11 protein-coding genes are annotated in these 12,841 nt (G+C 39.2%); 2 read left to right on the top strand and 9 right to left on the bottom strand.

The genetic code is table 11. The features are described from left to right. Window position 1: 1 nt before the first annotated feature. The 4 genes from uxuA to ACFQRG_RS09280 all read right to left on the bottom strand — a co-directional run bounded on the left by uxuA (window position 2) and on the right by ACFQRG_RS09280 (window position 4,288). Complete coding sequence (uxuA, locus tag ACFQRG_RS09265) at window positions 2–1,066, bottom strand: mannonate dehydratase (protein WP_380965607.1); 1,065 nt, start codon at window positions 1,064–1,066, stop codon at window positions 2–4. 94 nt (window positions 1,067–1,160) lie between these two features. Further along, a complete protein-coding gene (locus tag ACFQRG_RS09270; protein ID WP_380965608.1) occupies window positions 1,161–2,180 on the bottom strand; it encodes a zinc-binding alcohol dehydrogenase family protein in 1,020 nt (339 codons plus the stop codon). 23 nt (window positions 2,181–2,203) lie between these two features. Continuing rightward, window positions 2,204–3,481 carry an MFS transporter gene (locus tag ACFQRG_RS09275; RefSeq protein WP_380965639.1) on the bottom strand — a complete coding sequence of 426 codons (1,278 nt, stop codon included), beginning with the start codon at window positions 3,479–3,481 and terminating at the stop codon, window positions 2,204–2,206. A gap of 132 nt (window positions 3,482–3,613) precedes the next feature. Then, complete coding sequence (locus tag ACFQRG_RS09280; RefSeq protein ID WP_380965609.1) at window positions 3,614–4,288, bottom strand: GntR family transcriptional regulator; 675 nt, start codon at window positions 4,286–4,288, stop codon at window positions 3,614–3,616. 178 nt (window positions 4,289–4,466) lie between these two features. On the opposite strand from ACFQRG_RS09280, the gene ACFQRG_RS09285 reads away from it, so the two are divergent. Both ACFQRG_RS09285 and ACFQRG_RS09290 read left to right on the top strand, forming a co-directional pair. Then, window positions 4,467–5,645 carry a M20 family metallopeptidase gene (locus ACFQRG_RS09285; protein WP_380965610.1) on the top strand — a complete coding sequence of 393 codons (1,179 nt, stop codon included), beginning with the start codon at window positions 4,467–4,469 and terminating at the stop codon, window positions 5,643–5,645. Window positions 5,646–5,794: 149 nt separating this feature from the next. After that, the gene (locus ACFQRG_RS09290) at window positions 5,795–6,973 is read left to right on the top strand and encodes a hypothetical protein (RefSeq protein ID WP_380965611.1); all 1,179 of its coding nucleotides are present in this window, start codon (window positions 5,795–5,797) and stop codon (window positions 6,971–6,973) included. A 94-nt stretch (window positions 6,974–7,067) separates the two neighbouring features. Here ACFQRG_RS09290 and ACFQRG_RS09295 read toward each other — a convergent pair whose 3' ends face one another. From ACFQRG_RS09295 to ACFQRG_RS09315, 5 genes are all read right to left on the bottom strand, one after another. Then, entirely contained in the window at window positions 7,068–8,282 is a 1,215-nt protein-coding gene (locus ACFQRG_RS09295) for a M20 metallopeptidase family protein (RefSeq protein WP_380965612.1), read from the bottom strand. Window positions 8,283–8,329: 47 nt separating this feature from the next. Continuing rightward, entirely contained in the window at window positions 8,330–9,811 is a 1,482-nt protein-coding gene (locus tag ACFQRG_RS09300; RefSeq protein ID WP_380965613.1) for a sodium:solute symporter family protein, read from the bottom strand. Next, the gene (locus ACFQRG_RS09305; protein ID WP_380965614.1) at window positions 9,804–10,010 is read right to left on the bottom strand and encodes a DUF3311 domain-containing protein; all 207 of its coding nucleotides are present in this window, start codon (window positions 10,008–10,010) and stop codon (window positions 9,804–9,806) included. The genes ACFQRG_RS09300 and ACFQRG_RS09305 overlap by 8 nt, the downstream gene beginning before the upstream one ends. A 23-nt stretch (window positions 10,011–10,033) precedes the next feature. After that, entirely contained in the window at window positions 10,034–11,221 is a 1,188-nt protein-coding gene (locus tag ACFQRG_RS09310) for a M20 family metallopeptidase (RefSeq protein WP_380965615.1), read from the bottom strand. A 270-nt stretch (window positions 11,222–11,491) separates the two neighbouring features. Further along, window positions 11,492–12,751, bottom strand: coding sequence for a Zn-dependent hydrolase (locus ACFQRG_RS09315; protein ID WP_380965616.1), 1,260 nt, complete (start codon window positions 12,749–12,751; stop codon window positions 11,492–11,494). Window positions 12,752–12,841: the final 90 nt, after the last annotated feature.

Genomic DNA, 12,841 nt, shown 5'->3' on the forward strand with positions numbered 1-12,841 from the left:
GTTATTTCTCCTGCCTTTCTAAGGAATCCCAAATGCCTAATAGATACATAATGCCAAGCGCTCTATCATACAGTCCGTAACCAGGCCGGCATTCTTCCCCCCAAATATGTCTGCCGTGATCCGGTCTGATATAACCGGTAAAATTGTTTTCATGATAAGCTTTGACAATATCATAAATATCAACTGATCCGTCTGTTGTTCTATGTGATGTTTCGATAAAATCTCCATTTTCGAAGATTTTTACATTCCTTATATGACCGAAAGGAATTCTGTCAGCAAAAGTTCTAACCATGTCTGCTGCATCATTATTAGGATTGGCGCCGAGAGAACCGCTGCAAAGCGTAATGCCATTGTACGGGCTATCAACAAGATCTAGAAATCTTCTAATGTTTTCCTTGTTGGTTATAATGCGCGGCAGCCCAAAAATCGTCCAAGGCGGATCGTCCGGATGGATGGCCATCTTAATGTCATTAACTTCAGCAACCGGAATAATTTGTTCTAAGAAATACTTCAAGTTATTCCATAGATCTTCCTCTGTGACATGCTTGTAAGCTTCAAATAGTTTGGAAAGGTCTTTTAATCTGTCTGGTTCCCAACCGGGCATTGTAAATTTTGGATTGTCAGCAATTTCATGAACCAAATCCATCGGGTCGAGATTTTCAACTTTTGCCTTTTCATAGAAAAGAGCCGTTGAGCCGTCTTCATGTTCTTTGTATAAATCGGTCCTTGTCCAATCAAACACCGGCATGAAGTTATAACAGATGACTTTAACACCGGCTTTCGCTAACTTTTCAATCGTTTTTTTATAGTTTTCGATATATTTGTCTCTTGTTGGCAGTCCAAGCTTGATATCTTCATGAACGTTGACACTCTCAACGACATCAATATTGAATCCATATTCATCAGCTTGCTTTTTGACTTCAAGAATTTTATCCATTGGCCATTCTTCCCCAGCCGGAACATCATGCAACGCCCAAACGATGCCTTTAACGCCGGGAATTTGCTTAATCTGATCAAGGCTGACGCTGTCATTTCCCTCGCCGTACCATCTAAATACCATTTCCACAGTTGATTCCTCCAATAGCCTTTGTATCTCATCATTGATTTATAATATCCACATTATCCACACGTTCACGGGGTTTGACCCCGTGAACAAACTGTTAATTAACTTCTAATACTACTTTTCTGACTTTGTCCGGTTCCGTTTCGATTTGTTCGATGGCTTTGTGAATGTCTTCCAGGCGGAATTGATGAGTGACGAATGATCCCGCTTGAATTTTCCCTTCATTAAATAATGCAATCACTTCCGGAAATTTATTTGATTGCAACCGCGAGCCAACGATTGTTAATTCCTTTCCGGTGATCGGAAGCTGCGGGATTTGTGACGGCTCTTCATTAAAGCCAAGCGTTACGACACGTCCCGCCGCGGAAGTTAATGCGATACAGTCTTCAAATGTTTTGGTGGTACAAACTGCATCAATCGTAACATTGGCACCGTAACCGCCTGTGATTCTATTAATCTCTTCTTTTACATCATCTTTCATAGCATTGATAACATAGTCAGCGCCTTGTTCTTTCGCATAAGCAAGCTTATCATCACTTAAGTCAGAAATAATGCAAACGGCGCCTTTCAATTTAGCAATCTTTAAAACACTTAAACCAATAGGCCCGGCTCCCATGATGAAGACAATATCTCCTTCTCTGACGTCCCCTCTCCAGTTAGCCTGTGCGCCAATAGTAAATGGTTCAACTAAAACTGCCTCTTGCCAATCCAATTGCCCGCTTACCTTGTGAACATTATTTTCAGGAAGAACAAGATATTCCTGGTATCCTCCGTCAATATGAACACCATAGACATTTAATTTTTCGCATACATTATTTCTGCCTTTCCTGCACGCATAACATTCGCCGCAAGTTTGAATGGGTTCTAACACAATCTTATCTCCCGGAGCTACATTCTTAACATCTGCCCCTATTTCAACAATTTCTCCGGCCACTTCATGACCGATAATTCTTGGATAGGTAGCCATTGGGTTCGTTCCATGATAAATATGCATATCCGAACCGCATATCCCGACCATACGCACTTTTACTAAAACCTCGTTGCCGCGTTTAATTTCCGGCATGTCCTTTTCAATGATTTCTATTTGTCCTGGTTTTACTACTTGAATGGCTTTCATTATTATTCCTCCAATTATAAATCTTAAGCGACATGTTGTTTATTGTTTTTTACTTTAAAGGGTTTAACAAATATCCAAACACAAACGGCACCGATAAGAGCCAGAGCACCAGCGAGTAAAAAGGCGCTCGTAAATGAACCTGTGAATTGTACAATAAAACCTGTGACACTTGGCGCGATAATCCCGGAAATGTTAGCTAACGTATGAACAAAACCGCTTGCACCGCCAACCTTATCAGCTTCGACAGTATCTGAAATAACCGCCCAATAGAGTGCGCCTGTGATATACATAAAGAAGATGCCTAATGCCATTAGAATAACAGCACTAACCGCTGTTTTTGCAAGTCCGGTTAAGCCGATACAAACAGCCGAACATAATAAACCGCTTACAAGGATAACCTTTCGAGAAAACAAAAGTTTACCTGTCTTTTTATAAATAAAATCTGAGATTGTTCCGCTAAGCACTAAACCAAAAAATCCAACAATCCATGGAACGGATGTGGCGATGCTCATACTTTCAATATTTAAATGTCTTTCCATTGAAAGATAACCTGGGAACCATGTTGTAAAAAAGTAAAGAATAAAGTTATAAGCAAAAAAGGCGATCGCCGTACATAAAATCGTTGGCTGCTTCAAGTAAAACGTCAACGGCGTTTTCGCTGATTTTTTCGAAACCGCTGCCATTTCAGTTTCCGGTTCATAGTCTTTTAATTCTTCTTCCGAAACATTAGGAAGATCTCGCGGCTTGTCCTTAATGAATTTATACCAAACAATAGCCCAAATAATCCCAATCAGAGTAATAACAATAAAGGAAATTTTCCAATTCCAAAGAATTGCGATAAAACCGACAATTGGCCCCGCAATCGCTCCGCCTAAAGGAGAACCTGAAAAAGCAATACCAGTCGCCCGGGCACGTTTTTCCTTTGGCACCCAATTGTTTACTGTTTTATTCGTTGTTGCAGCAAGAGGTCCTTCTCCAAACCCGAATAATAATCGAATAACAAAAAGTGAAACAAAGTTAAACGCCGTAATCGTTAATCCGCAAAAGATCGACCAAAGTGTCATTGACCCGGCAAATATTTTTCTTGGACCGTATTTATCAGATAAATACCCGCCAATGAAATTGAAAATTGCATACCCTACAAAAAAGACACTCATTATGATACCTAACTCGGCTGCATTAATGTCTAATGACTTTTTAATATACGGTACGGCTACCGAAAAAGCCGAGCGGTCCAAATAGTTAATAGCATTAGCAAGAAACAGCATGACTACAACGAAAATGCTATATCTTTTTATCATAACCTTCTTCCCCCAATCAATCATACATTTAAATTTAATTTTGGCGCCGCTTACAAAAATACTCATCCTATCCCCCATATAGGGGAAGTGACATCGCTTTCATTTAAACTGAAAACACCCTATGGTGAGTTTTTACTTAAAATAATTCGGATAACTTTGCTTAAGTTCTTCTTTATAAACCATAACGCTTGTTAAATGGTCTTCCATAGTCTTTTCGGCAAGATCCGGGTTCCGATTCCTTATAGCCTCAGCAATCTTGGAGTGCTGAGAAAAAATATCATCCCAATTATAATTAGTTGATAGTCTCAACATTCTGATACGATTAAAATCAAAATTCATTTTTTGAATCGCAAGCCATATATTCTTTTTATTACAGCCTGTAAAGATCATACGGTGAAACTCTTCATCGAGTTCAAACATCCCTGTGTAATCTTTTTTTTCAACATGCAGCTCTTGCATTTTCAAATTCATTTCTAATGATATAAGCTGCTCAACGGGAAAATTTTCACACGCCAGCCTGATAACAGCCCTCTCTAACTGTTCCCGCATAAATCTTCCTTCTTCAACAAGGGTTAAATCAATTAATGAAACATAAGTTCCTTTTTGTGGATATATATCTAATAATCCCTCTTGAGATAATCGAAGAAAAGCTTCTCTTACCGGCGTACGGCTCACATCAAGCTTTTTTGACACTTCGGCTTCAGAAATGCTTGTTCCAGGTTCAAGCTTCAATGTTAAAATCTCTTCTCGTAAAATTTGATACACAGTATCTCTTGAAGAATTCACGTTATTCTTTAATCCGTTCATTTGCTTTCCTCCTTCTATTACCATACTACCATACTAGCATACTTGTATGGTAGTATAAATTTTGCCAAATTAAATCAATGAAAACTCGCTTAAATTTCAGAAAATTTAATATTGACACAAAACTAACAATTCAATATAATTAGGACTAATATCATATATCCTCGAAAGGAGTCATGTTATGGCACTGGCAACATCATTAAATGACTTAGTCAATAGTGTTAAACAAGATGTGATTAATTGGAGAAGATACCTTCATGAAAATCCCGAACTTTCTTTTGAAGAAAAGGAAACCTCACAATTTGTCTATGAGAAACTTCAATCCTTTGGAAATCTCGAAGTCTCCCGCCCAACTGAAACAAGCGTGGTAGCCCGCTTAATTGGACAAGCATCAGGCAAAGTCATTGCTTTTCGGGCGGATATGGATGCCTTGCCTATATTAGAAGAAAATGATTTTGAATTTGCTTCTAAAAATAAAGGTGTCATGCATGCTTGCGGTCATGATGGACATACTGCCATGCTTTTAGGAGCGGCAAAAATATTGTCGCAAATGAAGGATGATATAAATGGTGAAGTAAGATTTATCTTCCAGCATGCCGAAGAGCTTCCTCCCGGAGGTGCGCAGGAAATGGTCGACGCAGGTGTCATGGATGGTGTCGATGAAATCGTCGGGTTGCATTTGATGTCTCTGCTCCCAAAAGGAAAAATTGGTATCGGTTATGGTCCAATTACAGCTAATGCTGATACATTTGAGATAAAAATTCATGGGAGAGGCAGTCATGCTTCGCAGCCGGAAAATGCCATTGACCCTGTGGCGATTGGTTCGCAAGTGGTCGCCAATCTTCAGCATATCGTCTCTCGAAATACTGATCCAATTGAAAGATTAGTCATTTCGGTCACACAGTTTCACGGCGGTACAGCTAACAATGTCATCCCGCAATCTGTAGAACTTGGCGGCACTGTGCGGAGCTTTAACCCTGAAATCCGTAACAATGCGCCTAAATTGATGAAGAAGATTATTAAAGGTGTAACTGAAGCCCATGGTGCTTCATATGAGCTTGATTATCAGTTCGGATATGCCAGTGTCAATAATGATGAAAACGTCACTAGAAAGATGGAAGAAATGATTGAGGAGGTGTTTGGAAAAGATTATATCGAATACCCGCCGGCGGCAATGGGCGGCGAAGATTTCTCAGCTTTCTTAACTAAAGCACCGGGATGCTTTATACCGGTTGGCGCTGGGAATAAAGAAAAAGGTATCACGGCTCCCCACCATCATCCTAAATTTACTGTAGATGAAGATTCACTGGAGGACGGTGTTAAAATCCTGGTTAACGCGCCATTTAAATTGCTTAAATAACATTTTTCTTATAACCAATTGTCGTAATATTCACAACATAGGAGAATCATTTTCCGTTGTTTAGATGGTAAACAAGAGACGAATGATCATTCATTCTAAGTATCATTCGTCTTTTTATAAAAATATATTTTTATTTAAGGAGGGACCTGATGTTACATGATCCTACAGTAGCAACAGCGATTATTTTATGCATTATCGTTGTTGGAGAAATCATTTCTATTGCGACGCGGGCGAAAATCCCAATGCTGCTCGTAGCACTTCTTGGCTATCTTGCACTTACATGGGCAGGTATATTGCCTAAAAAAATGATTGTTGATTCGACATTTGTTCAAGTTGGCGCCGTACTTGGCTCCGCCCCAATCATTGTTCATATGGGAACTTTAATCCCTATTAAAACAATGAAAGTTCAATGGAGAGCAGCTTTTATAGCACTGTTTGGTATTGCTGTTTCCAGTATTCTCATCATTACGATTGTTACACTTGTATTTGACTATAAAACAGCTGTATCAGGGGTAGGACCATTGACAGGCGGTATTATAGCCTTCCTTATTACCTCACAAAAATTAAAAGCATTAGGTTTAACCAGTTTAATTACTATTCCTGTTTTAATTCTTTCTTTTCAAGGTTTGTTTGGAATGCCTCTCACTGCAAATTTACTTAGAAGACATGCTCTAAAAGTTCGTCAAGCTATGGATAATGGCAATTATGTAGCTGCTACGATTGCTGATGATCCGCAAGCAAAGTCGGAAACAACTGCAAAAACATGGATTCCGGAAAAATATCAAACGACCACTGTTTTATTTTTCCAAGTTATTATCGGCGGCGCCTTAGCGGTTATTTTAGGCCATTATACCCATGTTTCCTACAGCTTATGGGCGCTTGCTATTGGTATTATCGGGAGATATGCCGGTTTTTATCCTGATCGCGTCATGGAACGAGCTAACGCATTTACAGTAGGTATGATCGGTTTAATATTCATGGTAACCGTCTCATTAAATGATATTACACCTATGATGTTTATAAAAACATTACCGCAAATGCTGTTAATTATCATCATCGGAATTATTGGTATTATTATTGGAGGATATGTAGGTTCAAAAATTGTAAAATGGGATCCTTTGAAGGGAATTCCCGTTGCTCTGACTGCCACATTTGGCTTCCCGGGGGATTATTTAATCAGCGAGGAAGTCAGCCGCAGTGTGAGCCGGAATAAAGAAGAAGAAAAGGCAATTTTTAATGAGATATTAACCCCAATGTTAATCGGCGGCTTTACGACCGTAACCATTGGTTCTGTTGTTATTGCCAGTATATTAGTAGGGACGATATGATGCACATTTAATAGCAAAAAGTCACTTTTCACAATATGAAAAGTGACTTTTGCTATTTTATGATTAAAGAGGATTGCCAATCGGAAAGTGTTCTTTATACGCTTGTTTCTTTTATTGTCAATGGGCGTACTTTTCCATTAGTTAAATAGTCAAAAACAGCTGCAATAAAGATTTTCCCTGTAACTAACATTGCCCTTTCATCCACATCAAATTTTGGATGGTGGTGCGGGTAGGTAGCATTGATATCTGGATTTCTTCCTCCGACGAAGAAGAATGTACCCGGGACTTCTTTTACATAGTAGGAAAAGTCTTCCCCGCCCATTGCTGGTACTAATTCTTTGACATTTTCTTCGCCGATAATAGATTTAGTAAGGGATTCAACCCTTCTTGTTTCCTCTGGATCATTCCATACACCCGGGTAACCGCGTTGGTAGTCTATTGTAAAAGTTGCTCCTGCACCTTCACATGTAGATTTCACAACTTTGCGAAGTTCTTCTTCAATAAGATCTCTTGTTTCCTCATCAAATGTCCGAACAGTTCCTTTAATATTTGCTGTGTCAGCAATAACATTAAAGGTTTGTCCGCTGTGAAAAGATCCTACAGTGACGACCGCAGGGTTAAGCGGATCAACGCGGCGGCTGACGATTTGTTGAAGGTTTAAAACCAGCTGGCTGCCAACGACTAGTGAATCAATCGTTGTATTAGGCATCGCACCATGTCCGCCTTTACCTTGAATGTTAATTTCAAATGAATCAGCCGCAGCTGTTGCATAGCCTTCTTTGAACAATACAGTACCATATGGATCAGGAGACCAGACATGGGCGCCGTATACAGCATCGACGCCATCCAAGCAGCCGTCTTCTACCATAGCTTTTGCCCCGCCTGGCGTTACTTCTTCCGCAAACTGGTGAATAAAGACAACGTTTCCTTCCAGCTCGTCTCTTACCTCACTTAACACTTTGGCAACGCCAAGTAATCCTGCCGTATGAATATCGTGTCCGCAGGCATGCATAACGCCTGGGACTTTAGATTTGTATGGCACATCTTTTTCATCTTGGATAGGCAGTGCATCAAAATCAGCCCTAAGCGCAACGGTTTTACCCGGCTTACCGCCTTTTAGAAAACCTACAACACCTCTTCCGCCTACTCCGGTTTTCACTTCAATCCCTAAATTTTCGAGATATTCAGCCACCTTATTAGGTGTATCAACTTCTTGAAATGAAAGTTCAGGATGCATATGAAGATCCCGGCGAAATTCTACTAATTCAGGATATAATTCTTCAAGTCTCTTAAACAATTGATCCAGCATGTTTTATTCCTCCATTTTTAATACAAAAATTTAAAATTTTCACATTGTTAACCAGCACTAACTTTATTAGCATCTTTAATTGTTTCTTCATTCATGTTTTTTTTCGTAACGAGGCTGATAACAATCATGACAATGATATTAATAACCATTGCTACAACACCGATATTAAGGTCTTTAAGGGTTTGCGGCAAGCTTGGAAATAGACTGGCTATTGTAGTTCCTGTAATTGTTGTATAGGCAATAACTAAAATGCCGGCAATAATACCGCAAGCAGCACCTGCCTTAGTGATTGGATTACGTTTTAACAAACTGCATGCAATGGCTGGGAAAAGCTGCGTTACTAAGCTATATCCCATTAAAAGTAAAGGTACAAGTGCACTGCCGCCTTTAAGCGTAGCAAACACTGTTATTAATGCAACAATCGGTACCAAGTACTTTGCCAGTTTTGGAACGCTTTGATCCGGCATTTTTGGCGCGAACACTTGAATCACATTTTTGGATAACATTGTAGCAGAAGTCATCAATATCAATGAACCCGGAACAATGGCTGTCAGCAATCCCGCAGCTCCTACTAAACCAATAAACCATGGGTCAAAAGTCTTTTCGGATAAACGCAGTAATGAAAGATCGCCGTTTTTCAAACCTGGAACTTGCAGAATAGCTGCAAATCCTACTAAAAACACGAACATTAAAATCATCTGATACAATGGCATAAAAATTGCGTTTTTTCTAAACACTTTTGGACTTTTTGCAGAAAATGATGCCCCAAACGTATGCGGCCACATATAGGCGCCGAGTGACGTCAATAATACGGTAGAAATAAACCATGAAAGACTCAAACCTTTATCTTGAAGTGCTGTAAACCCTGGCTTCGCGGCATTAACAGCTTTAAACATCGGCTCAAAGCCGCCGTAATAATGAAGCGGTAAATAAATACCCAGAAAGATACAAACAGCTAAAATCATAATGTCCTTAAGAACAGCTGTCCATGCTGAGCCATGAATACCTGAAACCATGACATAAACAGTGACTGAAATCGCTCCAATCCAAACCGCCAGCGTTGGTGAAATTAATCCATAAGATGCTTCGGATACAATAAGCCCCAATCCTTGAAATTGAGTAATAAGATACGGAATCATTGCAATAACGCCGACAATGGCCACTAATACCCCAAGATAAGGGCTATTATATTTTTTTATCATATAATCTGATTGCGACATAAGATTGTGCTTCTTTGCATATTTCCAAACAGGCGGAAGAAGGTAATACGAAATAACATACATTAATGCTCCATAGCCAATAATATAAAAGGCTGCACCGCCCTTACTGTATGCCCAGCCGCTTCCTCCTAAAAATGTAAAGGTTGTATAGATTTCGCCGGCCATTAACAGGAATACAAATATACTGCCAAAACCCCGGCCTCCGACAGTCCATTGCTCGAGGTCCATATCTTTCCCTTTTTTGGCTTGAACGCCAAGGTAAATGGTCACTATTAGGAATATAGCCATAATGATAAGAGCACTATTCATTGGTGGTTTCCTCCCCTTTATTTTGAGGGTCAAACTTATAAACAACAGCTAAAATGATTGACGTTAAAACGAGCCATAAAAGCAGATAAAAAATCATAAAAGGCATTCCCAAAACATAAGGGGTTACCCTGTTTGCAAAAATAATTCCAACTAATATGCCTAGAAAAGGCAATATGGAAAGCAGATGGATATATTTCATCACGTTCCCTTCCTTTCATTAACTTAATTTTCGCCTAACAGCTTTAATGCAGCATTGACAAATAATGTTACCCCATGATTCAAAGCAGCTTCGTCAATTGTGAAACGCGGATGGTGATGTGGATATACAATACCTTTTTCCTCATTACCGGCCCCAACAAATATAAAGGATGCCGGTTTTTCGTTAGAATATGCTGAAAAGTCTTCACTCACCATTTCCGGGGGCATTTTGATCAAGGTTTCTTTACCAAAAACATCAACAATCGTTTCTTCAACAGCCTTTGTCACTGTTTCATCGTTGATAACAGAACCATATCCAAAGGTAACATTTGCTTTATATGCTGCACCGTGAGCTTCAGCAATACCTTTAACAACTTGTTCAATAAGGTCAGGTAGTTTTTTTCGTATATTCTGATTTAAAGTTCGAATTGAACCGCCTAAAGAAACAGTATCCGGAATAACATTATATGCATCCCCGCCGTTAAATTTGGTTAATGAAATAACAATAGAATCTAACGGATCGATATTCCTTGAAACGATATGCTGAAGGTTGCTGACGATTTGTGAACCTATAGCAATTGGGTCAACAGTTTCCTGAGGTTTGGCAGAATGACCGCCTTTTCCTTGAATAACAATATCAAGCATGTCAGAAGCAGCTGTCGCCGATCCATAACAAATGCCAATCTTACCAACAGGCATTGGCGACCAAAGATGGATGCCGATCACTTGATCTACACCTTCCAATACACCTGCTTTGACCATTTCCCGAGCGCCGCCTGGCTGCAATTCTTCGGCATGTTGAAAGATAAATCGAATCTCCCCATTGATGCTATCCTTATATTGAGCCAATACCTTCGCAGCCCCCAGCAGCATCGCTGTATGGCCATCATGTCCGCATGCGTGCATAACGCCATCGTTTCTAGAAGCAAATGGAAGATCGTTCTCTTCATGAATTGGCAGTGCATCCATATCAGCACGCATCGCAATAATTTTTCCTGGTTTTCTGCCAATCAATCTTGCCATTACACTTGTTTTTGTAGGACGTGAAATTTCCAGGTTTTCAACGGTTTGCAATCTTTCAAATACAAATTGCGAAGTTTTTTCTTCCTTGAAGGATAATTCAGGATATTTATGAAAATATCTTCGCCATTCAATAACCTCAGATTTCACTGAATCTATTGAATCACGAAGACTCGTTATGACTTGCGACAACAGCAACAACCCCTAACCAAAACCATATTTTAGAAGATTTAGTGAATTTATTATAATTTAATTGTAATTGTATTTTGTAAAAATTGCAATAGTGTGTCGAAAATGGTCGATATAGGATTTTAACTTCAATATAATCTTGTAAATTTACAAGTTGTAATCTTCAACAACTATAAAGACTTTTTACGAAGAAAACCTCCCTGTCTCATAAGACAGGAAGGTTTTAAATTTATTATTAAAGTCAAAAATAGCACAAATAAATACCTGTATCTTTTAGTCTATTTCCCGATCAACATTAAGTGTTCCTTGCAATAATAAGTTTCCCGCTTTTTCAATATCTTCAGGTGTACTGTATTCTTGCGGGCAGTGGCTTTTACCATCGATACTTTTAACAAAGATCATTGCCGATTTACAGACCTCTGCCATGTATCCGGCATCATGTCGTGCCATACTTGCTAATATCAGGTAAGGTTCGGATGAATCTTCAGCTGTCTTCTGTAATATTCGAACTACATCTGAATCCATTTTGACTGGCTTTTGATTCTGAATAACCTCTTGATCAATTATTACTTTCCGCTTTCTGGCTATTTCCTGCCAGCACTTCTGGATTTCTTCCAAGGTATGATTAATTCTCTCCTCAGTTTCTCCTCTTATCTCTAATATAAATTCAATTTTGCCCGGTATAATATTAGCCGCATTCGGTGATACATCTAACTTGCCTACCGTCCCTACAAGATCAGTTGGGTCATCCTTGGCAAATCTCTCAACAGATAAAATCATTTCTGAAGCAGCTGTCAACGCATCTATTCTATTATTCATCATCGTTGTTCCCGAATGATTGGCTTCACCTGTGATTGTAACTTTATTTCGATAAATGCCCACCATATTATCTATTATAGCAACGGAAATATTTTTATCTTCCAAACGTTTGCCTTGTTCAATATGAAGTTCGATAAATGCTTTTTTGTCCTTTCTTAATTGCTTCATAGATGAATAGTTTTCTATTCCGCCCCCAACCCGATTCAGTGCATCAACAAGACGAAGACCTTTTGAATCGGATACATCTTTTAAAAAGTCAGTTGATAAACGACCGGCAAATGAACGGCAGCCAAAAGTTGAGATATTAAAATCATTTGACTCTTCTGCGGTAAAAGATACAATGTCAATATCATGTTCAGGGGTGATACCATTTTCAATCAGCGTTTGTATCACTTCCTTTGCCATGAGAGTGCCCAGCGCACCATCATATTTTCCGCCGTTTGGGACAGTGTCCAAATGGGAACCGATGACAATGCTTCCTGACTTTTTCCCGTTTCCCTTCAGCCTTCCCCAAATGTTTCCAGCCCCATCAATGGTAGTCTCTAAACCAAGATGACGAAGTTCTTTAATAAATAGTTTACGAACGCCAAGATCAGGTTGAGAAAAACTGGGTCTTGTAATCCCTCCCTTTGGGTCTTTCCCGAACCGCGCATATTTTTCAAGGTCGCTATTAAGTCGGTCTAAATCAATGTGCAAAGTATCTATTAATTCCATAAAGTGCCTCCTTAAAAAGAAATTAACTTCCGGAAATATCCGGAAGCAATATATTTATATGAGAAATATCCCTGTCTTTCTTAGACATTA

This window comes from Scopulibacillus cellulosilyticus (assembly GCF_042665295.1).
Lineage (GTDB): Bacteria > Bacillota > Bacilli > Bacillales > Sporolactobacillaceae > Scopulibacillus_A > Scopulibacillus_A cellulosilyticus.

Excerpts from the sequence above, each read along its gene's own strand:
- ACFQRG_RS09270 (WP_380965608.1), bottom strand. The coding sequence starts at position 2,180 with ATGAAAGCCATTCAAGTAGTAAAACCAGGACAAATAGAAATCATTGAA.
- ACFQRG_RS09275 (WP_380965639.1), bottom strand. The coding sequence starts at position 3,481 with ATGATAAAAAGATATAGCATTTTCGTTGTAGTCATGCTGTTTCTTGCT.
- ACFQRG_RS09280 (WP_380965609.1), bottom strand. The coding sequence starts at position 4,288 with ATGAACGGATTAAAGAATAACGTGAATTCTTCAAGAGATACTGTGTAT.
- ACFQRG_RS09285 (WP_380965610.1), top strand. The coding sequence starts at position 4,467 with ATGGCACTGGCAACATCATTAAATGACTTAGTCAATAGTGTTAAACAA.
- ACFQRG_RS09290 (WP_380965611.1), top strand. The coding sequence starts at position 5,795 with ATGTTACATGATCCTACAGTAGCAACAGCGATTATTTTATGCATTATC.
- ACFQRG_RS09295 (WP_380965612.1), bottom strand. The coding sequence starts at position 8,282 with ATGCTGGATCAATTGTTTAAGAGACTTGAAGAATTATATCCTGAATTA.
- ACFQRG_RS09300 (WP_380965613.1), bottom strand. The coding sequence starts at position 9,811 with ATGAATAGTGCTCTTATCATTATGGCTATATTCCTAATAGTGACCATT.
- ACFQRG_RS09305 (WP_380965614.1), bottom strand. The coding sequence starts at position 10,010 with ATGAAATATATCCATCTGCTTTCCATATTGCCTTTTCTAGGCATATTA.
- ACFQRG_RS09315 (WP_380965616.1), bottom strand. The coding sequence starts at position 12,751 with ATGGAATTAATAGATACTTTGCACATTGATTTAGACCGACTTAATAGC.